34 protein-coding genes and 1 other annotated feature are annotated in these 26,650 nt (G+C 45.2%); all 34 genes read right to left on the bottom strand.

The window, feature by feature from the left end; genetic code table 11:
* Positions 1–98: 98 nt before the first annotated feature.
* Positions 99–641, bottom strand: coding sequence for a 50S ribosomal protein L6 (rplF, locus tag MKX59_RS03875; protein ID WP_013312152.1), 543 nt, complete (start codon positions 639–641; stop codon positions 99–101).
* A 33-nt stretch (positions 642–674) separates the two neighbouring features.
* Positions 675–1,073, bottom strand: a complete 399-nt coding sequence (rpsH, locus tag MKX59_RS03870; protein WP_007432570.1) for a 30S ribosomal protein S8 — start codon at positions 1,071–1,073, stop codon at positions 675–677.
* 32 nt (positions 1,074–1,105) lie between these two features.
* Positions 1,106–1,291: a type Z 30S ribosomal protein S14 gene (locus MKX59_RS03865; protein WP_013312154.1), complete on the bottom strand. Its 186-nt coding sequence runs from the start codon at positions 1,289–1,291 to the stop codon at positions 1,106–1,108.
* 76 nt (positions 1,292–1,367) lie between these two features.
* Positions 1,368–1,913, bottom strand: a complete 546-nt coding sequence (gene rplE / locus MKX59_RS03860; protein WP_007432571.1) for a 50S ribosomal protein L5 — start codon at positions 1,911–1,913, stop codon at positions 1,368–1,370.
* 31 nt (positions 1,914–1,944) lie between these two features.
* The gene (rplX, locus tag MKX59_RS03855) at positions 1,945–2,298 is read right to left on the bottom strand and encodes a 50S ribosomal protein L24 (protein ID WP_013312155.1); all 354 of its coding nucleotides are present in this window, start codon (positions 2,296–2,298) and stop codon (positions 1,945–1,947) included.
* 36 nt (positions 2,299–2,334) lie between these two features.
* Complete coding sequence (gene rplN / locus MKX59_RS03850; protein ID WP_007432573.1) at positions 2,335–2,703, bottom strand: 50S ribosomal protein L14; 369 nt, start codon at positions 2,701–2,703, stop codon at positions 2,335–2,337.
* A gap of 34 nt (positions 2,704–2,737) precedes the next feature.
* Complete coding sequence (rpsQ, locus tag MKX59_RS03845) at positions 2,738–3,001, bottom strand: 30S ribosomal protein S17 (RefSeq protein ID WP_007432574.1); 264 nt, start codon at positions 2,999–3,001, stop codon at positions 2,738–2,740.
* 50 nt (positions 3,002–3,051) lie between these two features.
* Entirely contained in the window at positions 3,052–3,249 is a 198-nt protein-coding gene (gene rpmC, locus MKX59_RS03840) for a 50S ribosomal protein L29 (RefSeq protein WP_007432575.1), read from the bottom strand.
* Entirely contained in the window at positions 3,239–3,673 is a 435-nt protein-coding gene (gene rplP, locus MKX59_RS03835; RefSeq protein WP_007432576.1) for a 50S ribosomal protein L16, read from the bottom strand. Before rplP ends, rpmC begins: the two co-directional genes overlap by 11 nt.
* A 2-nt stretch (positions 3,674–3,675) precedes the next feature.
* Positions 3,676–4,341: a 30S ribosomal protein S3 gene (gene rpsC, locus MKX59_RS03830; protein WP_013312156.1), complete on the bottom strand. Its 666-nt coding sequence runs from the start codon at positions 4,339–4,341 to the stop codon at positions 3,676–3,678.
* A gap of 13 nt (positions 4,342–4,354) precedes the next feature.
* Positions 4,355–4,687, bottom strand: coding sequence for a 50S ribosomal protein L22 (gene rplV, locus MKX59_RS03825; RefSeq protein ID WP_013312157.1), 333 nt, complete (start codon positions 4,685–4,687; stop codon positions 4,355–4,357).
* A gap of 36 nt (positions 4,688–4,723) precedes the next feature.
* Positions 4,724–5,002: a 30S ribosomal protein S19 gene (gene rpsS, locus MKX59_RS03820; protein ID WP_007432579.1), complete on the bottom strand. Its 279-nt coding sequence runs from the start codon at positions 5,000–5,002 to the stop codon at positions 4,724–4,726.
* A gap of 72 nt (positions 5,003–5,074) precedes the next feature.
* Complete coding sequence (rplB, locus tag MKX59_RS03815; protein WP_023990557.1) at positions 5,075–5,905, bottom strand: 50S ribosomal protein L2; 831 nt, start codon at positions 5,903–5,905, stop codon at positions 5,075–5,077.
* Between the two features lie 30 nt (positions 5,906–5,935).
* Positions 5,936–6,226: a 50S ribosomal protein L23 gene (rplW, locus tag MKX59_RS03810; protein ID WP_013312159.1), complete on the bottom strand. Its 291-nt coding sequence runs from the start codon at positions 6,224–6,226 to the stop codon at positions 5,936–5,938.
* A complete protein-coding gene (gene rplD, locus MKX59_RS03805) occupies positions 6,226–6,849 on the bottom strand; it encodes a 50S ribosomal protein L4 (RefSeq protein ID WP_013312160.1) in 624 nt (207 codons plus the stop codon). The genes rplW and rplD overlap by 1 nt, the downstream gene beginning before the upstream one ends.
* 26 nt (positions 6,850–6,875) lie before the next feature.
* Entirely contained in the window at positions 6,876–7,499 is a 624-nt protein-coding gene (rplC, locus tag MKX59_RS03800; protein ID WP_013312161.1) for a 50S ribosomal protein L3, read from the bottom strand.
* Between the two features lie 32 nt (positions 7,500–7,531).
* A complete protein-coding gene (rpsJ, locus tag MKX59_RS03795) occupies positions 7,532–7,840 on the bottom strand; it encodes a 30S ribosomal protein S10 (protein ID WP_005544556.1) in 309 nt (102 codons plus the stop codon).
* A gap of 338 nt (positions 7,841–8,178) precedes the next feature.
* Entirely contained in the window at positions 8,179–9,369 is a 1,191-nt protein-coding gene (gene tuf, locus MKX59_RS03790) for an elongation factor Tu (RefSeq protein ID WP_028542619.1), read from the bottom strand.
* 94 nt (positions 9,370–9,463) lie between these two features.
* Positions 9,464–11,542, bottom strand: coding sequence for an elongation factor G (fusA, locus tag MKX59_RS03785; RefSeq protein ID WP_023990559.1), 2,079 nt, complete (start codon positions 11,540–11,542; stop codon positions 9,464–9,466).
* A gap of 47 nt (positions 11,543–11,589) precedes the next feature.
* On the bottom strand, positions 11,590–12,060 hold the full coding sequence (gene rpsG / locus MKX59_RS03780) for a 30S ribosomal protein S7 (protein WP_007432586.1): 471 nt from the start codon (positions 12,058–12,060) through the stop codon (positions 11,590–11,592).
* A 51-nt stretch (positions 12,061–12,111) separates the two neighbouring features.
* Positions 12,112–12,534 (bottom strand): 30S ribosomal protein S12, encoded by a 423-nt coding sequence (gene rpsL / locus MKX59_RS03775; RefSeq protein ID WP_007432587.1) that lies wholly within the window; start codon positions 12,532–12,534, stop codon positions 12,112–12,114.
* A 144-nt stretch (positions 12,535–12,678) separates the two neighbouring features.
* Positions 12,679–12,930, bottom strand: a complete 252-nt coding sequence (locus tag MKX59_RS03770) for a ribosomal L7Ae/L30e/S12e/Gadd45 family protein (RefSeq protein WP_007432588.1) — start codon at positions 12,928–12,930, stop codon at positions 12,679–12,681.
* A 217-nt stretch (positions 12,931–13,147) separates the two neighbouring features.
* On the bottom strand, positions 13,148–16,762 hold the full coding sequence (gene rpoC, locus MKX59_RS03765; RefSeq protein ID WP_013312165.1) for a DNA-directed RNA polymerase subunit beta': 3,615 nt from the start codon (positions 16,760–16,762) through the stop codon (positions 13,148–13,150).
* Between the two features lie 140 nt (positions 16,763–16,902).
* On the bottom strand, positions 16,903–20,448 hold the full coding sequence (gene rpoB / locus MKX59_RS03760; RefSeq protein WP_028542620.1) for a DNA-directed RNA polymerase subunit beta: 3,546 nt from the start codon (positions 20,446–20,448) through the stop codon (positions 16,903–16,905).
* Between the two features lie 355 nt (positions 20,449–20,803).
* A complete protein-coding gene (locus MKX59_RS03755) occupies positions 20,804–21,406 on the bottom strand; it encodes a class I SAM-dependent methyltransferase (protein ID WP_076265417.1) in 603 nt (200 codons plus the stop codon).
* 148 nt (positions 21,407–21,554) lie between these two features.
* Positions 21,555–21,920: a 50S ribosomal protein L7/L12 gene (gene rplL, locus MKX59_RS03750; protein WP_010348819.1), complete on the bottom strand. Its 366-nt coding sequence runs from the start codon at positions 21,918–21,920 to the stop codon at positions 21,555–21,557.
* Between the two features lie 68 nt (positions 21,921–21,988).
* Complete coding sequence (rplJ, locus tag MKX59_RS03745; RefSeq protein WP_013312168.1) at positions 21,989–22,492, bottom strand: 50S ribosomal protein L10; 504 nt, start codon at positions 22,490–22,492, stop codon at positions 21,989–21,991.
* A 74-nt stretch (positions 22,493–22,566) separates the two neighbouring features.
* Positions 22,567–22,718 (bottom strand) — a sequence feature (ribosomal protein L10 leader region).
* Positions 22,719–22,786: 68 nt separating this feature from the next.
* Positions 22,787–23,479 (bottom strand): 50S ribosomal protein L1, encoded by a 693-nt coding sequence (rplA, locus tag MKX59_RS03740; protein WP_013312169.1) that lies wholly within the window; start codon positions 23,477–23,479, stop codon positions 22,787–22,789.
* Positions 23,480–23,566: 87 nt separating this feature from the next.
* Entirely contained in the window at positions 23,567–23,992 is a 426-nt protein-coding gene (rplK, locus tag MKX59_RS03735) for a 50S ribosomal protein L11 (protein WP_007432595.1), read from the bottom strand.
* 73 nt (positions 23,993–24,065) lie between these two features.
* Positions 24,066–24,599: a transcription termination/antitermination protein NusG gene (gene nusG, locus MKX59_RS03730; RefSeq protein WP_007432596.1), complete on the bottom strand. Its 534-nt coding sequence runs from the start codon at positions 24,597–24,599 to the stop codon at positions 24,066–24,068.
* 22 nt (positions 24,600–24,621) lie between these two features.
* Entirely contained in the window at positions 24,622–24,813 is a 192-nt protein-coding gene (gene secE / locus MKX59_RS03725; protein ID WP_013312170.1) for a preprotein translocase subunit SecE, read from the bottom strand.
* A 20-nt stretch (positions 24,814–24,833) separates the two neighbouring features.
* The gene (gene rpmG, locus MKX59_RS03720) at positions 24,834–24,983 is read right to left on the bottom strand and encodes a 50S ribosomal protein L33 (RefSeq protein WP_023990562.1); all 150 of its coding nucleotides are present in this window, start codon (positions 24,981–24,983) and stop codon (positions 24,834–24,836) included.
* Between the two features lie 334 nt (positions 24,984–25,317).
* Complete coding sequence (gene sigH, locus MKX59_RS03715) at positions 25,318–25,962, bottom strand: RNA polymerase sporulation sigma factor SigH (RefSeq protein WP_016324748.1); 645 nt, start codon at positions 25,960–25,962, stop codon at positions 25,318–25,320.
* Between the two features lie 162 nt (positions 25,963–26,124).
* Complete coding sequence (locus MKX59_RS03710; RefSeq protein WP_340857641.1) at positions 26,125–26,646, bottom strand: NYN domain-containing protein; 522 nt, start codon at positions 26,644–26,646, stop codon at positions 26,125–26,127.
* Positions 26,647–26,650 lie beyond the last annotated feature (4 nt).

Raw genomic sequence — 26,650 nt, 5'->3', positions numbered from 1 at the left:
TTCAGTTTGCCTTTTAAAACTTTATACTAAGACGCACTGGGTAAAAAAGAAGTACGAAGTCTTTCCTGCAGAAAGACCGCACAAAGTCGGTAAGAAACTTATTTCTTCTTACCGGCTTTACCTTCTTTACGAATGATGCGCTCGCCTTCGTATTTAATCCCTTTACCTTTGTACGGTTCAGGTTCACGAACGGAACGAATTTTAGCAGCGTAGGCACCTACACGCTCTTTATCAATTCCGCGAACGATGATTTTAGTGTTCGAAGGAACTTCGAATTCGATGCCCGCTTCCGGTGTGATTTCAACCGGGTGAGAGTATCCAACGTTCAGAACGATTTTATCTCCGGATTTGCTTGCACGATATCCGACCCCAACCAGCTCCAGAGATTTTGAAAACCCTTCAGTTACACCACTTACCATGTTGTTGACAACGCTGCGGGTTGTTCCATGCAAAGAGCGGTGAAGTTTGTTGTCCGAAGGACGAACTACATTAATTTCATTGTTTTCCACAGTAACGGACATGTCTTTATGAAGCTCACGAGTCAATGTTCCTTTAGGACCTTTAACTGTGATCGCTGTGTTGTTCAAAGTCACGTCAACACCACTTGGTACTGTGATTGGTTTACGACCAATACGGGACATATCTGTTGCACCTCCTATCTTTTAAACGTTATCTTACCAAACGTAGCAAACAACTTCTCCGCCGGCTTTGGACTGACGTGCTTCTTTGTCGGTCATGATACCTTTGGATGTTGAAATGATTGCGATCCCGAGTCCACCCAATACGCGTGGAATCTCATTGCTCTTCGTGTAAACGCGAAGACCTGGTTTACTGATTCTTTTCAAACCTGTAATAACACGCTCGTTGTTCGCACCGTATTTCAAGAAAATACGGATAATCCCTTGTTTGCTATCTTCAACAAATTCCGCATCACGAATGAATCCTTCACGTTTCAGGATGTCGGCGATTTGTTTTTTCATTGTAGATGCAGGCATTTCTACTGTTTCGTGACGAACTGTGTTCGCGTTACGAATACGAGTAAGCATATCTGCAATTGGATCAGACATAGTCATTGTGTATAAACCTCCTTCCCAAACAGGACTTTTTACCAGCTTGCTTTTTTCACGCCAGGAATCTGGCCTTTATAAGCTAATTCACGGAAGCAAATTCTGCAGATCTTAAACTTTTGCAGTACCGAATGTGGACGACCACAACGCTCGCAACGAGTGTAAGCACGAACTTTAAACTTTGGTGTGCGTTGTTGTTTGACTTTCATTGAAGTTTTTGCCACTTAGCCTGACACCTCCTAAATAGTTTCGGAGAACAGGGTGTCTTTAAAATCAGACGCCCGAAACGTTATGCCAACATTATTTTGCGAAAGGCATGCCCAGCTGAGTCAGAAGCTCACGGGACTCTTCGTCAGTTTTGGCAGTCGTTACGATAACGATGTCCATACCACGAACTTTATCAACTTGATCATACTCGATTTCCGGGAAGATCAACTGTTCTTTCAGACCAAGCGTGTAGTTACCACGTCCGTCGAAAGCTTTTGTCGATACACCATGGAAGTCACGTACGCGAGGAAGAGTAATGTTGAACAATTTGTCCAAGAAATAATACATACGCTCGCCACGAAGTGTTACCTTTACACCGATCGGCATGTTTTCACGCAATTTAAAACCTGCAATAGATTTTTTTGCGCGAGTGATTACTGGTTTTTGACCAGCAATCAGCTGCATGTCGTTGAGAGCTGAATCAAGTACTTTGGAGTTTTGGACTGCGTCGCCAACACCCATGTTGATTACAACTTTCTCGATTTTAGGCACTTGCATCACTGTTGTATAGTTGAACTTCTGCATCAAAGCAGGAGTGATTTCTTTCAAGAAACGTTCTTTCATTCTTGTTGTAGCCATGAATCATATACCTCCTTTCTTCAAAAAATAATTAGTCGATCACTTCGCCAGAACGTTTTGCAATGCGCACTTTTTTTCCGTTGTCCAAAACTTTGTAACCAACACGGGTTACTTTTCCGCTCTTCGGATCAATGTGCATAACGTTGGAAACGTGAATCGGAGCTTCTTTCTCGATGATGCCGCCTTGTGGATTCAGCTGATTAGGCTTTTGGTGTTTTTTAATCATGTTAACACCTTCCACAAGCACACGGTTTTGACGAGGGTAAGCAGCGATAACGCGACCTTTTTTACCTTTATCTTTACCTGTAATCACCAGAACAGTGTCGTCTTTTTTGACGTGAAGCTTGTTGTTATGGGATTCCAGAACTTTTTTCACTTTTGGCATTTCGTACACCTCCTACGGGCACATTTTAAGGTGAGTTTAGATCACTTCCGGAGCCAAGGAAACGATTTTCATGAAGTCCTTGTCACGAAGTTCGCGAGCAACTGGTCCGAAAATACGAGTACCACGTGGGCTCTTGTCTTCTTTAACGACCACTGCTGCGTTCTCGTCAAATCCGATGTAGGAACCGTCTTTACGGCGGATAGAACGTTTAGTACGAACAACAACCGCTCTTACTACATCACCCTTTTTGACAACGCCGCCTGGTGTTGCTTGTTTTACGGAACAAACGATCAGGTCACCAATTTGAGCTGTACGACGTCCCGTACCACCGAGCACACGGATACACATCAGTTCCTTCGCGCCGGAATTGTCAGCTACAGTCAAACGTGTAAATGGTTGAATCATTTATTTATCCTCCTTTCGGAAAAACTACACTACATTAGATTATAACAGCTTTTTCAACGATTTCGACCAGTCTCCAGTTTTTGTCTTTGGACAAAGGGCGAGTTTCCATGATTTTAACAGTATCACCAATTTGTGCAGTGTTGTTTTCATCATGAGCTTTGAATTTCTTAGTTACTTTAATACGTTTATGGTAGAGATCATGTTTTTTGTAAGTTTCTACAGCAATCACAATCGTTTTATCCATTTTGTCGCTGACTACTTTACCGACTAATACTTTACGGGCATTACGTTCGCTCATTGTTGGCCTCCTTCCTAATTACAGGCGGATTTTCCACCCGGTCTGTTATCTTAGCTAATCCCAAGTTCTCTTTCACGGATCACAGTTTTAGCACGAGCAATTTCCTTACGCACAGCGCCGATCCGAGTCGGGTTATCAAGCTGACCGGTAGCGAGTTGAAAACGAAGGTTGAAAAGTTCTTCTTTAAAACCGGAGATCTTTTGTTCGATTTCAGCAGTGGTTAGGTTGCGGAATTCACTAGCCTTCATTTGCTTCACCACCCAATTCTTCACGTTTCACAAACTTAGTTTTGATTGGCAGTTTGTGAGCGGCAAGACGCATTGCTTCACGAGCAATCTCTTCCGGAACACCAGCAAGTTCGAACATAATCTTGCCTGGTTTCACTACTGCAACCCATTTTTCTACGTTACCTTTACCACTACCCATACGAACCTCAAGAGGCTTCTGAGTAATTGGTTTGTCAGGGAAAATTTTAATCCAAACCTTACCACCACGTTTGATGTAACGAGTCATCGCAATACGAGCAGCTTCGATTTGACGGTTAGTAATCCATGCAGGTTCAGTAGCTTGCAAACCGTACTCACCAAAGTTCAGTGTAGTACCGCCTTTTGCACGACCCTTCATATGACCACGTTGTTGTTTACGATGTTTTACGCGTTTTGGTACCAACATGATTAGTTGCCTCCTTCCTGAGGAGCTTGTTTCTTAGCTGGAGGAAGAACCTCTCCACGATAGATCCATACTTTTACGCCAAGACGACCGTAAGTAGTATGAGCTTCCGCTGTACCATAGTCAATGTCGGCACGAAGCGTATGCAGTGGAACAGTTCCTTCGCTGTACCCTTCGGAACGAGCGATTTCGGCACCGCCAAGACGTCCGCCTACTTGAGTTTTAATTCCTTTTGCTCCGGAGCGCATAGTTCTTTGAATCGCTTGTTTCAAAGCACGACGGAAAGAAACACGACGTTCCAATTGTTGTGCAATGCTTTCAGCAACCAGAATTGCGTCCAGTTCAGGATTTTTAATTTCAGAAATATTGATGTGTACCTTTTTACCGCCTGCGATTTTAGTAATTTCATTACGCAGATTTTCAACTTCGGAACCACCCTTACCGATAACCATACCTGGTTTCGCAGTGTGAATCGTTACGTTGACACGGTTAGCTGCTCTCTCGATTTCAACACGGGATACAGCGGAGTCTTTCAATCTTTTTTTCAGATGTTCACGAATTCTAACGTCTTCCAGCAAAAGATCACCGAAATCTTTGCCTGCATACCATTTGGATTCCCAATCACGGATAATACCGATTCGGAGTCCGACGGGATTTACCTTTTGGCCCACACGTTTTCCCTCCTTATTTTTCAGATACCACCAGAGTAATATGACTGGTGCGTTTGTTGATACGGCTTGCACGACCCATTGCACGCGGGCGGAATCGTTTCATTGTAGGACCTTGGTTTACAAAAACCTGAGATACTACCAATTTATTTACGTCCAAAGAGTAGTTGTGATCTGCATTCGCAATCGCAGAATTCAACAATTTCTCAACGACTGGAGAAGCGGACTTTGGAGTGTGACGAAGAATTGCAATCGCCTCACCAACCTGCTTACCGCGAATCAAATCGATAACAAGTTTCACTTTGCGAGCAGAAATCCGCACGGATTTAGCATGTGCTTTTGCTTCCATTGAGTTTACCTCCTCTCAAACACTACGCTGTGTTGATTATCTTCTTGTTTTCTTATCGTCATCCGTATGGCCTTTGTACGTACGTGTTGGAGCGAATTCGCCCAATTTGTGTCCGACCATATCTTCCGTTACGTATACTGGCACGTGTTTACGACCATCGTATACACCAAACGTATGTCCGATAAATTGTGGGAAAATCGTAGAGCGACGGGACCAAGTTTTGATTACCACTTTTTTGTCCGACTCGTTCAAAACCTCTACTTTTTTCAACAGGTAACCATCAATGAATGGTCCTTTTTTGAGACTGCGACCCATTTATGAATCCTCCCTTCGTTAAAACGTAGTCGTTCCTTAATATGTTAACGTGCGACTTAAGCGCACGTTTTATTACTTAGTACGACGACGAACGATGTACTTATCAGATGCTTTACCTTTTTTACGTGTCTTGTAACCAAGGGTTGGTTTACCCCATGGAGACATTGGAGATTTACGTCCGATTGGAGCGCGACCTTCACCACCACCGTGTGGGTGATCGTTAGGGTTCATTACAACACCGCGAACTTCAGGACGTTGTCCCAACCAGCGACTACGACCGGCTTTACCGATTTTCACCAGTTCGTGGTCTTCGTTACCTACAGAACCGATTGTAGCGCGGCAAACTTTCAGAATGCGGCGAACTTCACCAGAAGACAAACGAATTGTAACATACTTTTCTTCTTTACCAAGAAGTTGGGCTTCCGTACCAGCAGCGCGAACGAGTTGGCCACCTTTACCCGGTTTCAATTCGATGTTGTGGATAACCGTACCTACTGGAATGTTTTCCAATGGCAAGGAGTTACCGATTTTGATATCGGAACCTGCACCGGATACCACTTCGTCTCCTACTTTCAGACCTTTAGGAGCGATGATGTAACGTTTTTCACCATCCACATAGTGGATAAGTGCGATGTTGGACGTACGGTTTGGATCATATTCGATCGTAGCAACGCGGCCCGGTATTCCATCTTTGTTACGTTTGAAGTCAATAATACGGTATTTACGTTTGTGTCCGCCGCCTTGATGACGAACTGTAATTTTACCTTGGTTATTGCGTCCAGCTTGCTTGCTCAGAGGTGCCAGCAACGATTTCTCGGGCTGATTAGTTGTAATCTCCTCGAAAGTAGATACAGACATAGCACGTCTGGCCGGGGACGTTGGTTTATACTTTTTAATTGGCACTGAGTTTCCCTCCTTACTTTACAGTTTCAATTATACCGTTTCAAAAAACTCAAGCGGCTTACTGTCTTTGCTCAGCGTTACGAACGCTTTCTTCCACTCGCTCGTATAGCCGGAATGACGTCCGTAGCGTTTTGGTTTTGCAGGAACACGAAGCGTATTTACGTTACTTACTTTCACGTTAAAAATGGCTTCGATTGCTTTTTTAACTTCGACTTTGTTAGAACGAATGTCAACCTCGAAAACGTATTTCAAGTCATTCATCATACCAGCCGTACGTTCGGTGATAACCGGACGTTTGATAATATCACGAGGATCCTTCATTACGCGAGCACCTCCTCTACCTTCTGAACTGCTTCCTTCGTAATGATCAGTTTGTCGTGTCCGAGCACATCAAGAACATTAATGCCGTCTGCGGCTACAAACTTCACACCAGGAATATTACGAGCGGACAGTGCTACATTATCATCATAGCTAGGAGCTACGATCAATGCTTTACGATCAGCTTTAAGGTTATTCAAAATGGCTGCGAATTCTTTCGTTTTAGGTCCGTTCAGTGTAAGAGCGTCCAATACGATAATTTCATTCTCAATCACTTTGGATGACAACGCCGATTTGATCGCCAGACGACGAACCTTTTTAGGCAATTTGTAAGCATAGCTGCGTGGAGTGGGACCGAATACAGTACCGCCACCAACCCATTGCGGTGCACGGATCGAACCTTGACGAGCGCGGCCAGTACCTTTTTGTTTCCAAGGTTTACGTCCGCCACCACGTACTTCAGAACGTCCTTTTACTTTGTGAGTACCTTGACGCAGGGAAGCCAATTGCATAACAACAGCGTCATGAAGAACGTGCTTATTCGGCTCGATACCGAACACTGCGTCGTTCAATTCAATTTCACCAACTTGGCTGCCGCTAATATTAAATAGTGCTACTTTTGGCATTTCGTGTTCCTCCTTTCTTCAGTTGTTTATTTTTTCACCGTTTCTAATACTTTAACGAAGCTATTTTTAGGTCCTGGAATGGAACCTTTCACGAGCAATACATTACGTTCCGTATCGATCTTAACAACTTCAAGACGTTGGATCGTTACCGTTTCATGCCCCATGTGTCCTGGAAGGTGTTTACCTTTAGGAACGCGGTTAGCTTGAATGGAACCCATAGAACCTGGACCTCTGTGGTAACGCGAGCCGTGTGCCATTGGTCCGCGGCTTTGTCCCCAACGTTTGATAACGCCGGCAAAACCTTTACCTTTAGAAATACCTGTTACGTCAACGAATTCGCCTTCTGTGAAGACATCAGCCTTCAGTTCTTGGCCAACCTCGTACGCAGCAAGGTCGATGCCACGAAGTTCACGAACGTAGCGCTTAGGTGCAGTATTTGCTTTTTTCGCATGTCCTGCTTCAGGTTTGTTGGATCTTTTTTCTTTCTTATCAGAGAAACCGAGTTGGATAGCTTCGTATCCATCGTTTTCCAGATCTTTCTTTTGCAGAACAACACAAGGACCTGCTTCGATAACCGTAACAGCAAGTACGTTACCTTCAGGGGTAAACACTTGAGTCATTCCGAGTTTTTTTCCTAAGATACCTTTCATGTTGACACCTCATTTCTTTTCCTAATTACATATTACAATTTAATTTCGATATCTACACCGGACGGCAGGTCCAAGCGCATCAAGGCATCCACAGTTTGTGGAGTCGGGTTAACAATGTCGATCAAACGCTTGTGTGTGCGCATTTCGAACTGCTCCCGGGAATCCTTGTACTTGTGTACCGCACGGAGAATAGTAATGATTTGTTTTTCAGTTGGCAGCGGAATTGGCCCGGATACACCTGCGCCCGAACGTTTAGCTGTTTCAACAATTTTCTCAGCGGATTGATCAAGAATTCTATGATCGTAAGCTTTCAAACGAATACGAATTTTTTGCTTTGCCATTTTAGTCCCTCCTTCTATCGCCCAATTTGGTATCGGACATACTCCGTGAAAATTTTCCGACAGCCCTCCCATGGCAAAGGGGCCGGGTGTGTCAGTAACCTCTCACATCATCGCACAGTCACAAACAACATTAGTTATTATATCGAATAGTTCTGCCTATTGCAAGCAAAAACTAAAAAACAATGCATCTTATTTTCAAAAGATACAATTGTGTTCGCAGCTTGCGATTTTCCCAAGAGAAAAGCCCCCGCACCAGGGCAGGGGCTCGTTTAGCTTCGTTCCAATACAATGTTACTCGTTCCAGTACACTGTTGCTCTATTTAAAGGCTAAAGCCTTCTTATTTGGAGATTGTTGCTACGGCACCAGCGCCAACTGTACGTCCACCTTCACGAATAGAGAACTTAGTTCCTTCTTCGATAGCGATCGGGTTGATCAGTTGAACAGTAACCGTGATGTTATCACCAGGCATTACCATTTCGGAACCTTCTGGCAAAGTAATGATACCAGTTACGTCAGTTGTACGGAAGTAGAACTGTGGACGGTAACCAGTGAAGAAAGGTTTGTGACGTCCACCCTCTTCTTTAGTCAAAACGTAGATTTGAGCAGAGAATTCTGTATGAGGTTTAACAGAACCTGGTTTAGCCAATACTTGGCCACGCTCGATTTGTGCACGATCTACACCGCGAAGCAATGCGCCGATGTTATCGCCAGCTTGAGCAGAGTCAAGCAATTTACGGAACATTTCTACGCCTGTTACTACGGATTTACGGGATTCTTCTTGAATACCGATGATTTCGATTTCGTCGCCCACTTTAACAGTACCACGCTCTACACGGCCTGTTGCAACTGTACCACGACCAGTGATGGAGAATACGTCCTCGACAGGCATCAAGAAAGGCTTGTCAGTATCGCGTTCTGGAGTTGGGATATAAGTGTCGATTGTTTCGAACATTTCAACGATTTTCTTAGCATAGTCGCCCTCTGGGTTTTGCAGAGCTTCACGAGCGGAACCGCGAATGATTGGAGTGTCGTCGCCTGGGAAGTCATATTCGCTCAGCAAGTCACGAACTTCCATTTCAACCAATTCCAGCAACTCTTCGTCTTCAACCATGTCGCATTTGTTCAGGAATACAACGATGTAAGGAACACCAACTTGGCGGGACAACAGGATGTGCTCGCGAGTTTGCGGCATTGGGCCGTCAGCTGCGGATACAACCAGAATCGCTCCGTCCATTTGTGCAGCGCCAGTGATCATGTTTTTAACATAGTCGGCGTGACCTGGGCAGTCAACGTGTGCATAGTGACGGTTAGGTGTTTCATATTCCACGTGTGCAGTGGAGATTGTGATACCGCGTTCGCGCTCTTCTGGAGCTTTATCGATTTGATCGAATGCTACAGCAGCACCACCGTAAGTTTTGGACAATACAGTTGTGATTGCAGCAGTCAAAGTAGTTTTACCATGATCGACGTGACCAATAGTACCGATATTAACGTGCGGTTTGTTACGTTCAAACTTAGCCTTTGCCATTTGAACAATTCCTCCTCAATAACTTGTTTTATTTTAGGCTGCCGGATGCCCTTTTGGTAAAACCTTAAGTATACCGGTCAGCTGATACATTGTATTACTCGCCGCCTTTGGTTTTGGCAACGATCTCTTCAGCAATGCTCTTCGGCACTTCTTCATAATGAGAAAGTTCCATAGAGAACACGCCGCGTCCTTGTGTACCGGAGCGAAGTGTAGTCGAATATCCGAACATTTCGGACAAAGGCACCTTCGCACGAATGATTTGAGCTCCACTACGGGAATCCATACCTTCAATCCGACCACGACGGGAGTTCAACATACCCATTACGTCACCCATGTATTCCTCAGGAACCGTTACTTCAACTTTCATAATCGGCTCAAGCAAAACTGGTTTACATTTGTCTTTCGCTGCTTTCAGCGCCATTGATCCGGCAATTTTAAATGCCATTTCATTGGAATCGACATCATGGTATGATCCGTCCACGATTGTAGCTTTAACGTCCACAAGCGGGAAGCCTGCGATAACGCCGTTTTTCATTTGTTCCTCAATACCAGCAAGAGCAGGTGCGATGTACTCTCTAGGAACAGAGCCGCCGACTACCTTACTTTCGAATTGACTACCAGTACCTGGTTCGAGTGGTTCGAACTCAACCCATACGTGACCATATTGACCACGACCACCGGACTGACGAACGAATTTACCTTCGACACGTGCTGGAGCACGGAACGTTTCACGGTAAGCAACCTGTGGTTTACCCACATTCGTTTCTACCTTGAACTCACGACGCATACGGTCAATGATGATGTCCAAGTGAAGCTCACCCATACCTGCCAAGATGGTTTGACCTGTTTCTTCGTTAGTATGAGCTCGAAGAGTTGGATCCTCTTCAGTCAACTTACCGAGAGCTACAGACATTTTATCTTGGTCAGCTTTGGTTTTAGGCTCAACCGCGATTTCGATAACCGGATCAGGGAAATTCATGGACTCGAGAATAACAGGACTCTTCTCATCACACAGTGTATCACCTGTACCTGTATCTTTCAAACCTACGGCAGCCGCAATATCACCAGAGTAAACTACAGTGATTTCTTGACGACTGTTCGCATGCATTTGAAGAATACGTCCGATACGTTCGCGTTTACCTTTTGTTGCATTCAATACGTAAGATCCGGATTGAAGAACACCGGAGTATACGCGGAAGAATGTCAACTTACCAACGTAAGGATCCGTCATGATTTTGAAGGCCAATGCGGAGAATGGCTCTTCATCGGAAGAGTGACGTTCAACTTCCGTACCGTCTTCCAAATGCCCTTGAATACTTGGCACGTCAGTAGGAGCCGGCAAATAGTCGAGAACAGCATCCAACATCAGCTGAACACCTTTATTGCGGTAAGAAGATCCACAGATAACTGGGAAGATTTTAACTTCTACAACACCTTTACGGAGAGCGGCTTTAATTTCGGCAACCGAAATTTCTTCGCCTTCCAGGTATTTCATTGTCAATTCTTCGTCCAGTTCAGCAACCTTCTCGATCAATTCATTACGGAGTTCCTCAACCTGATCTTTGAATTCCGCAGGAATTTCTACTTCTTCGATATCTTGACCAAGATCATCTTTGTACATATGAGCTTTTTGTTCAACGATATCGATAATACCAGTAAAATCATTTTCTGCGCCGATTGGCAATTGAATCGCAACTGCGTTCGCTTGAAGGCGATCACGCATGTCGGAGACAACATTCAAGAAGTCGGCACCAATGATATCCATTTTGTTTACATATGCGATCCGTGGAACGCCGTAGCGATCAGCCTGTCTCCATACGGTTTCGGACTGAGGCTCAACGCCTTCTTTCGCACTGAAAACACCAACTGCTCCGTCCAATACACGAAGGGAACGTTCAACTTCAACAGTGAAGTCAACGTGCCCCGGGGTGTCGATGATATTGACGCGGTGACCTTTCCAGGCAGCGGTCGTCGCAGCGGAAGTAATCGTGATTCCGCGCTCTTGTTCTTGTTCCATCCAGTCCATTGTCGCAGCGCCTTCGTGAACTTCACCGATTTTGTGCGTACGGCCTGTGTAGAACAAGATCCGCTCTGTTGTTGTGGTTTTACCCGCGTCAATATGAGCCATGATCCCGATATTACGTGTATTTTTCAAGGAGAACTCTCTTGCCATGAAATGGGTCTCCCTTCAAAATTGAAGTTATTTTTTTGAGCTGAATCCTACCAACGATAGTGAGCAAACGCTTTGTTTGCTTCAGCCATTTTGTGCGTGTCTTCACGTTTTTTCACGGAAGCGCCTGTGTTGTTGGAAGCATCGATAATTTCAGCCGCCAAACGCTCTTCCATGGTTTTCTCACCGCGGTTGCGGGAGTAGTTTACGAGCCAACGTAATCCCAGGGACGTACGTCTTTCTGGTTTTACCTCGATTGGTACTTGGTAGTTGGCACCGCCGACACGGCGTGCTTTAACTTCCAGGACTGGCATGATATTCTTGATAGCTGCTTCAAAAACTTCCATCGGGTCATTCCCCGTACGTTCTTGGATAAGCTTGAACGCATTGTACAGAATGCTTTGAGCAACGCCTCGTTTTCCGTCGAGCATGATGCGGTTGATCAAGCGGGTAACCAACTTGCTGTTGTATACCGGATCTGGCAACACGTCTCTTTTGGTAACTGGACCTTTGCGTGGCATGGATATCCCCCTTTCTTACATGTTAAACCGACATATGCGGTTTATATCTCATTAGGATTTTTTAGCTTTAGGGCGTTTTGCGCCGTATTTGGAACGAGCTTGCATGCGGTTGTTTACGCCTGCAGTATCCAAAGCACCGCGAACGATATGGTAACGCACACCCGGAAGGTCTTTTACACGACCGCCGCGAATCAGCACTACGCTGTGTTCTTGAAGGTTATGTCCAATACCTGGAATGTAAGCAGTCACCTCTACACGGTTCGTCAAGCGAACACGAGCATATTTACGAAGTGCGGAGTTTGGTTTTTTCGGAGTCATAGTACCTACACGAGTGCACACTCCGCGTTTTTGCGGGGCACTGATGTCGGTAGCTTCACGTTTCAAGGCATTAAAACCTTTTTGCAAAGCCGGTGATTTCGATTTCTCGATTTTGGCTTGACGTCCTTTACGAACCAGTTGGTTAATAGTTGGCATGTTGGTTGCCACCCCCTTCCTCAATTTTTGCTGTTACTTTACAAACCTTATCTAAGCCCACAGACCCAGGCGGTTCATAAAAGAACAAATGAAAAGTCTTTGCCGCCAAGAATAACAATTCCTTAGACAAAAACGTTCCTTACCCTATTGTTTTACGATAGCAGCCATTGCGGCTCCCACTTCAATCCCACATGCAGCTCCGAGATTTTTCATTGTGTCTACGAGAGTCACTTTGACTCCTTGCTTGTTGCACAAAGCAATGATGTTGGAAGTGAGACGCTGATCTGCGTCTTCTGCCACATATACTTCTGAGGCAAAGCCCAATTCTACCATACGAATGGTTTGTTTGGTACCGATTTTGACATGAGCATCTTGCAGTCCCTGTTCTTTAGACATATCTCATTCCTCCGAAAAGACCCAATAGCATATAGGCTGCTCACGCACCTTTGCTATATTAGCATTGACTATAAGTAATGTCAAGACAATTATAAACTATAATCCATTTAAACAGAATAGTACGATTCATTTTTGAAAAAACACCGGAGCACCGTCTGCTATAGCTTTTATGCAAAGCTTATGTCTACGGTGTTCCGGCAATCATACTATTTTTATATTACTCGGCCGAAATTGGTTCGAGCTCCTCAGATGGAGACTGCCCCTCTTCCGGTTGGGCAAATTTCACGCTACGGTAACGGTTCATACCTGTTCCCGCAGGAATCAACTTACCAATAATTACGTTCTCTTTCAGCCCAAGCAACTGATCGACCTTGCCTTTAATAGCTGCATCAGTCAAGACACGAGTAGTTTCCTGGAAGGATGCTGCTGACAAGAAGGAGTCAGTTTCCAGAGAGGCCTTGGTAATACCGAGCAGTACCGGCTTAGCTACCGCTGGTTCTTGACCGCTGAGAATCGCTATCTTGTTTGCATTTTCATACTCATGGACATCAACAAAGGAGCCTGGAAGTAAGATCGTGTCGCCCGCATCAATGATACGGATTTTACGCAACATTTGACGAATCATAACTTCTACGTGCTTGTCGTTGATTTCCACGCCCTGGTTCCGGTATACGCGTTGAACTTCCTGAAGGATATAGTTCTGCACCCCGCGAATACCTTTAATACGCAGCATTTCTTTAGGATCAATCGAACCATCCGTCAGTTCGTCCCCAGCTTCAACAGTCATACCTTCGCTTACGCGCAGGCGGGAACCATACGTTACTGAATATGTTTTCGTTTCGGCTTCACCCTGAATGTCAATCTCACGGCGGTCTTTACCTTCACGAACTTCTTTAACTGTACCGTCAATTTCACTAATAGTTGCCTGACCTTTAGGATTACGTGCTTCAAAAAGCTCCTGGATACGAGGCAAACCTTGTGTAATATCGTCACCCGCTACGCCGCCTGTGTGGAACGTACGCATAGTAAGCTGTGTTCCTGGCTCACCAATGGATTGTGCAGCGATAATACCAACTGCTTCACCAATCTCAACGTGTTTACCAGTAGCCAGATTGCGACCGTAGCATTTCTTGCAGACGCCATGTTTAGCACGGCAACTTAGTACAGAACGAATCTGAACTTTGTGTACACCGGCTTTAACAATCGCTTCAGCTTTGTCGGAGTCAATCAGTTCGTTACGTCTAGCCAAAATCTCGCCAGTCTCAGGATGACGTACCGTTTCAAAGCAATAGCGACCTTCCAGACGGTCATAGAGATCCTCAATCACTTCTTTACCGTCCTGAATACGACTTACTGTGAAGCCTTTATCCGTTCCGCAGTCTTCTTCGCGCACGATAACATCCTGTGCCACATCTACGAGACGACGAGTCAGGTAACCGGAGTCAGCCGTACGGAGGGCTGTATCCGCCAAACCTTTACGCGCTCCGTGAGTGGAGATGAAGTACTCGAGTACTGTCAGACCTTCACGGAAATTTGATTTGATTGGGAGTTCGATAATACGTCCGGATGGATTGGCCATCAGACCACGCATACCACCGAGCTGAGTAATCTGTGACTTGTTACCCCGCGCTTTGGAGTCCACCATCATCATGATAGAGTTGTAGCGATCCATGGACTTCATCAATACTTCGGTAATATCATCTTTCGCTTTAGACCAAATGTCGATAATCCGGTCATAGCGTTCTTCATTCGTAATCAGACCACGACGATACTGATTCGTCACAACTTGCGCTTTGTCCTCAGATCCCTTAAGAATCTCTTGTTTTTCCACCGGCACGATTACGTCCGATACAGCAACGGTTACCCCTGCACGAGTGGAATACGTAAAGCCAAGCTGCTTGATTTTATCCAGAATTACAGCTGTTTCTGTTGTATGGTAAGTCTCAAAACAACGGGCAATGATATTACCAAGGTAATCCTTGCCTACTCCGTTAGCTTGCGGAGCGTTTTGAATGGCTTCTGTAAGATTTACACCCTTCTCGTAAACAAAGAACTCCTCCGCAGTACCATAAAGCAGGTTCGCACGGGTCGCATCATTGATGTACGGGAAGCTTGCCGGGAAAATTTCATTAAAGATAATTTTACCAACCGTTGTGATCAACATCGCTTCCTGTTGTTTTTCCGTAAAGCTCGTTTTATTCAAAGCTTTAACCGGAATAGCTACACGAGCATGAAGACCAGCTGTACCGCGTTGATAAGCCGATATAGCTTCATTCATGTTGCGAAGGATCATATTGCTTCCTTCTTCTTCTTTGTTATCCATAGTCAGATAGAAAGAACCAAGAACCATATCCTGGGAAGGTGTAACAACTGGCTTGCCGTCTTTCGGATTCAAAATGTTGCCGGATGCTAGCATAAGCAAACGAGCTTCAGCTTGAGCTTCCGCAGACAACGGAACGTGAACAGCCATTTGGTCACCGTCAAAGTCGGCATTATATGCAGTACATACGAGCGGATGCAGACGAATCGCACGACCCTCAACCAAAATCGGTTCGAACGCCTGGATACCGAGTCTATGCAACGTAGGGGCACGGTTCAGAAGAACTGGATGCTCCTTGATTACTTCTTCCAGCACATCCCATACTTCTGCACTCACACGTTCTACTTTACGCTTCGCGCTCTTGATATTGTGCGCCAAACCTTTGTTCACTAGTTCTTTCATAACAAAAGGTTTGAACAGTTCAAGTGCCATTTCTTTCGGCAAACCGCATTGATACATTTTCAAGTACGGACCTACAACGATAACGGAACGACCAGAGTAGTCAACACGTTTTCCGAGCAAGTTCTGACGGAAACGTCCTTGTTTACCTTTCAGCATGTGGCTGAGGGATTTCAAAGGACGGTTACCTGGACCTGTAACAGGACGACCACGACGACCATTATCAATCAAGGCGTCAACAGCTTCCTGCAACATCCGTTTTTCATTTTGTACGATAATATCTGGCGCACCTAGATCTAACAGACGTTTCAGACGGTTATTACGGTTAATAACACGACGATACAAGTCGTTAAGGTCAGAAGTAGCGAAACGACCACCATCCAGCTGTACCATTGGACGAAGCTCAGGAGGAATAACAGGAAGTACGTCCATGATCATCCAATCCGGTTGGTTGCCGGAGTTACGGAATGCCTCAATAACTTCAAGGCGTTTGATTGCACGGTTACGACGTTGTCCTTGAGCTGTACGCAGCTCTTCTTTCAAGAATTCCAACTCTTTGTCTATATCCAAATCTTGAAGAAGCTTTTTAACCGCTTCAGCACCCATACCTGCCTGGAAGCCATAGCCATATTTTTCACGATAGCTACGGTATTCTTTCTCGGACAGGAGTTGCTTTTTCTCCAAAGGCGTATCTCCTGGATCGGTTACAACATAAGATGCGAAGTAAATGATCTCTTCCAGAGATCTTGGAGACATATCAAGAGCAAGACCCATACGACTTGGAATGCCTTTAAAGTACCAAATGTGCGATACAGGAGCAGCCAACTCAATATGGCCCATACGCTCACGGCGAACCTTAGCGCGAGTAACTTCTACTCCACAACGGTCACAGACAACACCTTTATAGCGTACACGTTTGTACTTACCGCAATGACATTCCCAGTCTTTCGTAGGTCCGAAAATTTTCTCGCAAAATAGTCCTTCTTTTTCCGGTTTAAGCGTACGATAGTTAATCGTCTCCGGTTTTTTGACTTCTCCGCGGGACCAAGAACGAATCTTTTCGGGGGAAGCAAGCCCGATTTTCATATATTCGAAATTGTTAACGTCCAACAAGGAGCAACCCTCCTTAACCAAATCCTGAGTTTTTAGGTTTGATACCGCCCAGCAACACCGGGCGGTATCAAGAAACCTGATCCATTCTAGAATGGATCAAGGTATATAACAAAGCTGATATGAGTCAGTCAGCAGTCAAACTACTCTACGCCAACCTCAGAGCCTTCCAGATTCAAACTCAGCTTATCGCCGGTTGTGTCATCCTCATCATCAAGCTCTCTCATTTCGATCTCTTGTTCGTCTTCAGACAGAATCTTCACGTCCATACCCAAGCTTTGCAGCTCTTTGATCAAGACCTTAAATGATTCTGGAACACCCGGTTCAGGTACATTTTCACCTTTGACAATGGATTCGTAAGTTTTAACACGTCCAACCACATCATCGGATTTCACAGTCAAAATTTCCTGAAGCGTGTACGCTGCGCCGTAGGCTTCCAATGCCCATACTTCCATCTCCCCGAAGCGCTGTCCACCGAATTGAGCTTTACCACCCAATGGTTGTTGCGTAACGAGAGAGTAAGGACCTGTAGAACGAGCATGGATTTTATCATCGACCATGTGCGCCAGTTTGATCATGTGCATGACACCGACAGTAACTTCACGTTCAAAACGATCACCCGTACGTCCGTCATACAACACAGTCTTACCATTACGTTGCATGCCTGCCTCTTCCATTGTATCGAATACGTCATACTCCTTGGCACCATCGAATACTGGAGTTGCCACATGAATACCAAGACGCATTGCAGCCATACCCAAATGGACTTCAAGCACCTGTCCGATGTTCATCCGTGAAGGTACGCCCAGCGGGTTCAGAACGACCTGTACTGGTGTGCCATCCGGCAGGAACGGCATATCTTCTTCAGGCAAAATACGGGCAACGACACCCTTGTTACCGTGACGTCCAGCCATTTTATCGCCTTCGGAGATTTTACGTTTTTGAGCAATATATACACGAACCAACTGATTTACACCTGGTGGCAATTCATCACCATTTTCACGTGTAAACACCTTTACATCTACAACAATCCCGTCTGTTCCGTGAGGAACTCTCAAAGAAGTATCGCGAACCTCGCGTGCCTTCTCACCAAAGATTGCGTGTAAGAGACGTTCTTCAGCTGTCAATTCAGTCACACCTTTAGGTGTAACTTTACCAACGAGAATGTCACCTGCGCCGATTTCGGCACCAATACGAATGATTCCACGCTCATCCAAGTTGCGAAGCGCTTCTTCACCGACATTTGGAATGTCGCGAGTGATTTCTTCAGGTCCAAGCTTCGTGTCACGAGCCTCGGATTCGTATTCCTCAATATGGATCGAGGTGTATACATCTTCCTTAACCAGTTTCTCACTCAGCAGGATCGCATCCTCGTAGTTGTAACCTTCCCAAGTCATGAAGGCAACGACAACGTTACGTCCCAACGCCAACTCACCCATCTCTGTAGATGGACCATCCGCAAGAATATCGCCAACTTTGACAATATCTCCTCTGTTCACAATCGGACGTTGGTTGATGCAAGTTCCTTGGTTAGATCGCATAAATTTGTGTAATTTATACTTAACAATGTCGCCCTTCACTTCAGCGCCATCTACAGTTTCGATACGACGCAACCAAATTTCGTTAGCCGAAGAACGTTCGATAACTCCGTTGTATTTGGATACAACGCAAACACCAGAATCTTTCGCAGACTTGTGCTCCATTCCTGTTCCGACCAATGGAGACTTCGGAATCAGAAGTGGGACAGCCTGACGCTGCATGTTGGAACCCATCAATGCGCGGTTAGAGTCATCATTCTCCAGAAACGGAATCAATGCAGTCGCGACCGATACGACCTGTTTAGGCGATACGTCCATGTAATCGACACGGCTACTAGCCATCGGAATAATGTTATCAGACTGTTTATTATAACGGACAATGACGACCTCATCCTTAAAGGTGTTTTCCTCCGTCAATTCCGCATTCGCCTGAGCTACGATGTAGTTATCTTCTTCATCAGCAGTCAGGTAATCAATCTGCTCTGTAACTTTTCCGGTTTTTGGATCTACCCAACGATAAGGTGCTTCGATAAATCCGTACTCGTTGATGCGTGCAAAAGTGGACAAAGAGTTGATCAAACCAATGTTTGGTCCCTCCGGTGTCTCGATAGGACACATGCGGCCGTAGTGACTCGGATGGACGTCACGTACTTCCATACCCGCGCGTTCGCGCGTCAAACCGCCGGGTCCGAGTGCAGACAGACGACGTTTGTGCGTTAATTCAGCAAGCGGATTCGTCTGATCCATGAACTGAGACAGCTGCGAGCTACCAAAGAACTCTTTAATCGAAGCAATTACCGGACGTATGTTAATCAGCGCTTGTGGCGTAATTACATTAGCATCCTGAATCGACATTCTTTCACGCACTACGCGTTCCATACGGGACAAACCGATACGGAACTGGTTTTGGAGCAACTCACCTACAGAACGTAAACGACGGTTACCCAAATGGTCAATATCGTCCGTACTTCCGATTCCGTGAAGCAAGTTAATAAAATAACTGATGGAGGAAATAATATCGGCAGGCGTAATATTCTTAACCGATTTATCAATATTTCCGTTAGCAATCAGTTTTACTACTTTACCATCCTCAATTGGTGAGAATACATCGATCGTTTGAAGTGGAATATCATTGCTTTCTAGCACACCACTCGCAACATGATACGTACGATGTCCTACTGATTCCTCCAGTTGGGCCAAAATCTCGTCCAACAGGCGGCGATCTACCATTTGCCCGGCTTCAGCGATGATTTCACCAGTCGTTGTATCAATCAAAGTCTCAGCAAGTCGTTGATTGAACAGACGATTTTTGATGTGAAGCTTTTTATTGATTTTGTAACGGCCTACGTTGGCCAGATCATAACGTTTTGGATCAAAGAAGCGCGCAACCAGCAAGCTCTTTGCGTTATCCAGTGTAGGCGGCTCACCCGGACGGAGACGCTCATAAATTTCAATCAGCGCTTTCTCGGTGGAATCCGTGTTGTCTTTATCAAGTGTGTTGCGGATATATTCGTCATTGCCGAGCAAATCCAGAATCTCAGCATCAGTGCCAAAGCCCAGCGCACGCAGCAACACCGTAACCGGAATTTTACGGGTACGGTCAATCCGGACATAGATAATATCCTTCGCATCCATCTCCAGTTCGAGCCAAGCCCCCCGGTTAGGAATTACCGTTGCGGTGTATGTTGTTTTCGCATTCTTGTCGACTTTTGTGCTGAAATAGACGCTGGGAGAGCGAACCAACTGGCTGACAATAACCCGTTCCGCACCGTTAATAATAAACGTACCCGTTTCAGTCATCAGCGGGAAGTCTCCCATGAATACTTCCTGCTCTTTCACTTCCCCGGTTTCTTTATTAATAAGCCGGACTTTTACCCGAAGCGGTGCTGCATACGTAACGTCGCGTTCCTTTGCGTCGTCAACGGTATATTTGGGTTCTCCGAGAGAATAGTCGATAAACTCCAGAATCAGGTTTCCAGTGAAATCCTGAATTGGCGAAATATCCCGAAACATTTCCCGTAATCCTTCCTCCAAAAACCAATCATAGGATTTTTGTTGGATCTCAATCAGGTTCGGAACCTCGAGTACCTCATTAATACGTGCATAACTGCGCCGAGTGCGTCGACCATATTGAACAAGATGTCCTGCCAACTTAAACTCACCCCTCATGTCTACTCACTTTAAAAATACATTGCGAACCTCTGTTTGTGACCTTATAATAAGACACATACAGAAGATTCAATCTTACAAATACAGAAAAGCCCTTACTCGAATGCATTCGAAAAAAGAGCAACGTATCTGCAGAATCCTCTTACCGGAAGATCTTCATCACTTGTAGATTTGCCCAAAATGGTTGTATTATACGTAATAGAGATAAATACTATACCTACTACGCATAAATCTATTGACATTTCAACAAACTAAAGCCATGGAGGGCATCCTAATACTGACATTTTATAATAATATCACAGACCAGGATTCAAGTCAATGGTCCTATTGCATTTTCTCAAAAACTTTTTTCAGCCTTCAAAATTCGATAACCTTTATCCTTTGTAACTTCCTCTACATGACCGAAAAGGCTCTCTATCTTAGCACTCGCCGAAGGGGCCCCCTGCTTTTTCTGAATGACTACCCACAAAACTCCACCCTCGTTTAAATGCTCATAAGCAAGCTCAAAAATGGTATGCACTGTTTCTTTCCCTGCACGTATAGGAGGATTCGTCAAGATCACGTCAAAACGTTCATTCTTCACTTCCGCAAACAAATCGCTTTGCTTAATGGTGACATTCTTAACCCCATTACGTTCCGCATTCTCTATCGCTAGTTGAACCGCTCGCTCATTAATATCAACCATTGTGACGTGTCCCTCTGGGACAAGCGCGGCTGCCGCCAGACCAATCGGCCCGTAACCGCATCCTACATCCAATACCGTGGCTTGTGCAGGAAGCTGCATCGCTTCAATCAGCACACGACTCCCGTAATCAATTCCCTGCTTTGAAAAAACGCCTGAATCGCTGGCAAAACGGTATGACCGCCCCCGAAGCACTGTTTCCAGGCTCCGTCGTTCATGCGCCGTCTCTGGCCGCTTGGAGTAATAATGATCAGCCATTCATGCCCACCTCTTTCGGTTGTACTACCATCATAGCCTTTACAATAACCTTTCAGACATGCTGGTACTACCGTTTTACAGCAACAAACCCCTTGAAGATCACCTCAAGGGGTTTGTTTTAGTTCATTGTCTGCTAGAAAGCAGTCAATTATTTTACTTCTACAGAAGCGCCTGCTTCTTCCAATTTTGCTTTAATGGATTCAGCTTCTTCTTTAGCGATTTTTTCTTTCAGTGGTTTTGGAGCGTTGTCAACCAGTTCTTTTGCTTCTTTCAGGCCAAGACCTGTGATTTCGCGAACTGCTTTGATAACGTTGATTTTGGAAGCGCCAGCGCTTGTCAAGATTACGTCGAACTCGGATTGCTCAGCTTCTGCTGCGCCACCTGCTGCGCCACCTGCTACAGCTACTGGAGCTGCTGCAGTTACGCCGAATTCTTCTTCGATTGCTTTCACGAGATCGTTCAGTTCCAATACGGACATACCTTTAATTGCTTCCAAGATTTGCTCTTTACTCATGGTTGAACCTCCATTTAAATTCGTATTTTTTTGTTTTCAACTGCTATACAGCAGGTTTAATCCCTAACTTATGCGCTTTGCTCTTCTTTTTCTGCAACAGCTTTAACTGCAAGCGCGAAGTTGCGCACAGGAGCTTGAAGCACGCTGAGGAGCATGGAAAGGAGACCTTCGCGGGATGGCAGTTCTGCCAGTGCTTTGATTTCCTCAACACCGATAACGCGACCTTCTACAACTGCACCTTTCAGTTCCAGTGCATTGTTCTTCTTAGCGAAATCGTTCAAGATTTTAGCTGCAGACACTGCATCATCTTTGCCGAACGCGATTGCAGTAGGACCTGTCAATACTGCGTCCAGTTCAGTCAATTCTGCTGCCGCAGTTGCACGGCGGAGCAGTGTGTTTTTCAGCACTTGAAATTCGATTCCGGCTTCGCGAAGCTGCTTACGCAGCTCAGTTACTTGGGCAACATTCAGACCGCGATAGTCTGCAACCACAGTTGTTACGCTCTCGCGCAATTTTGCAGCTACAACTTCAACAGCTTCTTGTTTTGCTTGAATCACCTTTGCATTTGCCAAACTGTACACCTCCTGATCAATTTATCCGCTTTGTTCGAAGCACCCGATCTGGTGATCTTACAAAGCTTGCTTTCATAAGCATGAAAAAAGCCTCCGTAGAGTACGAAGGCTTGATAAATCTACATGGACGGGACAAGCCCGTCACATGAAACGTTCTATCATAACACCTCGGTAGGAAATTAAGCCCGAAGGCACCTACTGTCTACGGTAAGCATATTCAACTTTAATGGTCAGTCACAAGGACTCACAACTTTTATAGAATAACAAATTTGATTGAGTGTGTCAATCAAAATATTATCTGTAAACAGATGCGTTCACACGTGCACTTGGTCCCATAGTCGAAGAAATAGCGATGTTTTTCAGGTATACACCCTTAGCAGCCGCTGGCTTCGCACGGTTCAAGGCTTCAACCAAGGCTTTAAGGTTCTCGTTCAGCTGTTCAGCACTGAAGGAAGCTTTGCCGATTGGCGCATGAATTTGACCGGCTTTGTCGAGACGGTATTCGATTTTACCGGCTTTAATTTCTTGAACAGCCTTGGCAACGTCGAAAGTAACTGTGCCTGCTTTAGGGTTAGGCATCAAACCTTTACCACCGAGCAAACGACCCAGTTTACCAACCTCACTCATCATATCAGGTGTCGCAACGCAGACGTCGAATTCGAACCAGCCTTGTTGGATTTTGTTGATCATATCTTGATCACCAACAAAATCAGCGCCAGCCGCTTCCGCTTCTTTCACTTTGTCACCTTTTGCAAATACCAGAACGCGTTGTGTTTTACCCGTACCATGCGGCAGAACAACAACACCACGAACAGCCTGGTCTTGTTTACGGGAATCTACGCCCAGACGAACTGCTGCTTCAACGGTTTCGTCGAATTTAGCAGTCGCAGCCTTTTTCACCAGTTCAACGGCTTCTAAAGGCTCGTAAGTTGCTTCGCTGTCAATCAGCTTAGCAGCTTCCAGGTACTTCTTACCATGTTTAGCCATAATGTTTTCCTCCTTATGTGGTATTAGCGGATATTCCTCCCACACTTGCCGGACAGTCAAACTGCCGGCACACGTAGATTAATAAAATTAATCTACGATGGTGATACCCATGCTGCGAGCAGTACCTTCAACCATACGCATTGCCGATTCTACGGAAGCTGCGTTAAGGTCAGGCATTTTTTGCTCTGCAATTTGACGAACAGCAGCGCGATTTACAGTTGCAACTTTCGTTTTATTCGGTTCACCGGAACCTTTTTCGATTTTAGCAGCAACTTTCAACAGAACAGCAGCCGGTGGAGTTTTGGTGATGAACGTAAAAGAACGATCCTCAAATACCGAAATTTCAACCGGAATAATCAGGCCTGCTTGATCAGCAGTACGAGCATTGAACTCTTTACAGAATGCCATGATGTTGACACCTGCTTGACCCAAAGCTGGACCTACTGGAGGCGCTGGATTAGCTTTCCCTGCAGGAATCTGCAGTTTTACCATTTTAATTACCTTTTTTGCCATGGATGACACCTCCTTGACTCAATAGTGGTAGACGGACCTATCGATCCTCCCACAAGAAACCTGTAAGAAAAATCTATATTTTCTCCACTTGAGTATAATCCAACTCAAGCGGGGTTTCCCGTCCAAACATGTTGACGTGAACCTTAAGCTTGCTCTTCTCAACCAAAATTTCTTCCACGGAGCCCACAAAATTCGCAAAAGGACCAACTTTAATTCGCACGGATTCCTTAACATCGAATTCAATCTTCGGTTTCGGCTCTACCATGCCCATATGCTTCAGAATCTGTTCAACTTCTTCTGGAAGCAATGGCGTCGGTTTGGAACCCGAGCCTGTCGACCCTACAAATCCCGTAACACCTGGTGTGTTGCGTACAACATACCAAGAGTCGTCGGTTTGGACCATTTCGACTAAGACATAACCAGGGTAGACTTTACGCATAACGGTTTTTTTCTTACCGTCCTTGGTTACCAGTTCTTCTTCCATAGGAACAAGAACACGGAATATCTTGTCTTCCATGCCCATGGACTCAACGCGTTTTTCCAAATTGGCTTTGACTTTGTTCTCATACCCTGAATAGGTATGAACGACGTACCATCTTTTTTCCATATCAAGCCACCTGGAACCCTTCCTAGATAATCGCTTCGATCACAGCGGAAATGCCGATATCGAGAACCCAAAAATAAATCGTGACGAACGCAATTGTCCCTATGACAATCAGCGTATAGTTGGTCAGTTCTTTACGATTGGGCCAGCGAACCTTCTTGAGTTCAGCCCAGCTTTCAGAGAAAAAGGAAAACAGAGACTTGAAACTGCGTTTCACGCCGACTACACCTCCAAAAACTATCTGGTTTCCCGATGAGAAGTCTGTTCGTTACAGGACTTACAGAATTTCTTCATCTCCATGCGGTCGGGGTGATTACGCTTGTTTTTCGTCGTTGTGTAATTTCTTTGTTTGCATGTTGTACAAGCCAAAGTAATAATTACCCGCATGATGTGCACCTCCCGAAGACATCCAACACCGGAAGTCTCATAATTGATCCTAAAAAAAACCGCGAATTTAGGCCTACCTAAAACACTTTATCACACGGGGTTTTCCATGTCAACGAATGTTTGCATACAATTCGCAGTCCCGGCTGTGGTGCATTTTAACATCTGTGCATCCTTTAAAACTGTTCTCTGAAAAGCTGCTTCAAAAATCAAGGCGATATCTATTATTCATCTTTTTTAGTATAAATCATTTGTAACACTTATAAACCTGCATAATCTACCTATAACGAATAAAAAAAGACTCGGACTCGAGCCTTTTCCCTGTCAGCCTCTACTTTCAACTATCTCTTACTTCCAGATACTTTTCAAGTTTACGCTTGACCCGTTGCAGCGCGTTATCAATGGATTTCACATGGCGGTCAAGATCCTCTGCAATCTCCTGATACGAACGTCCGTCTAGATACAACATAAGTACCTTGCGTTCCAGCTCGCTCAGAATCTCGGACATCTTGTCCTCAAGGCCCACAAACTCTTCCTGATTGATTATCAGCTCTTCAGGGTCACTTACTTGTGTTCCGCAAATCACATCGAGCAACGTCCGGTCTGACTCTTCATCATAGATGGGCTTGTCCAGAGATACGTAAGAGTTCAGAGGAATGTGCTTTTGTCGTGTAGCCGTCTTAATTGCCGTAATAATCTGTCGTGTAATGCACAACTCGGCGAAAGCCTTGAACGAAGCAAGCTTGTCTCCCTTAAAATCACGAATGGATTTGTAGAGACCAATCATGCCCTCCTGAATAATATCCTCGCGATCAGCACCAATCAGGAAGTAGGATCTGGCCTTGGCCCGCACAAAGTTCCGGTATTTGTTGATCAGAAACTCCAGCGCTTCCCCATCACCTTCATGGACTGCTCCGACAATGTCTTCATCATTTTTGTAATCAAACTTTGACAACATGATATCCTTGAGGTCCACACTCACTAACAATCCCTCCGGCTGCAACGCAAGGTACCCGTTACTCTCTCAAATATACGACAAGTATACGCGATGTAACCTGATACCGTCAACCACAACAACCTAAAAAAGAAGAGCGCTAACAAAATTGTCAATGGTTTCAAAATGGAGGAGGGTCCAATTATTGGTTTATTCTCTTCTCCATCGTTCAAACAACTTTCGAAGCTCCGGACTCAGTTTGGCATCTAGCGAGTTACGGGACAATTTGGCACTATCCTGCTGGATTCGCTTCTGCACTTCCCTTTCGGATTCCTCAATCTCGATCAGTAATTCCCGCGCCGACACCCTGAGTGCACCTTGTCCAAATGTGACATGTTGTTCTACCTGATCGCTTGTGGCTACGTAAATACTTCTTCTTTTACTGCTCAGCTCCCGAACTAATCGCTCGATGCACTCATCAGCAGTTTCTTTTTCTCTGGTAAAATAAATCTGGACTTTGCTCTGGGCAAAAGTTTTACCCAATCCTGGCACCCTGTAAGCATCAAATACGACGATGACTCTTCTGCCGGAATACGCCTGATGATCCGCCAGCCGTTCAAGAAGTCTGTCCCTCGCTTCCTGCATACCAGATTGTACCAGTGCGGAAAGTTCGGGCCAGGCTCCAATCATATTGTAACCGTCCACAAGCAGAACATCCCGCATGTCAGCCATATCA

It is taken from the genome of Paenibacillus sp. FSL R7-0340, assembly GCF_038002205.1.
GTDB lineage: Bacteria > Bacillota > Bacilli > Paenibacillales > Paenibacillaceae > Paenibacillus > Paenibacillus polymyxa_B.
The sequence above is the reverse complement of the archived record's forward strand: the minus strand, read 5'-3'. Positions and strand labels throughout refer to the sequence as shown.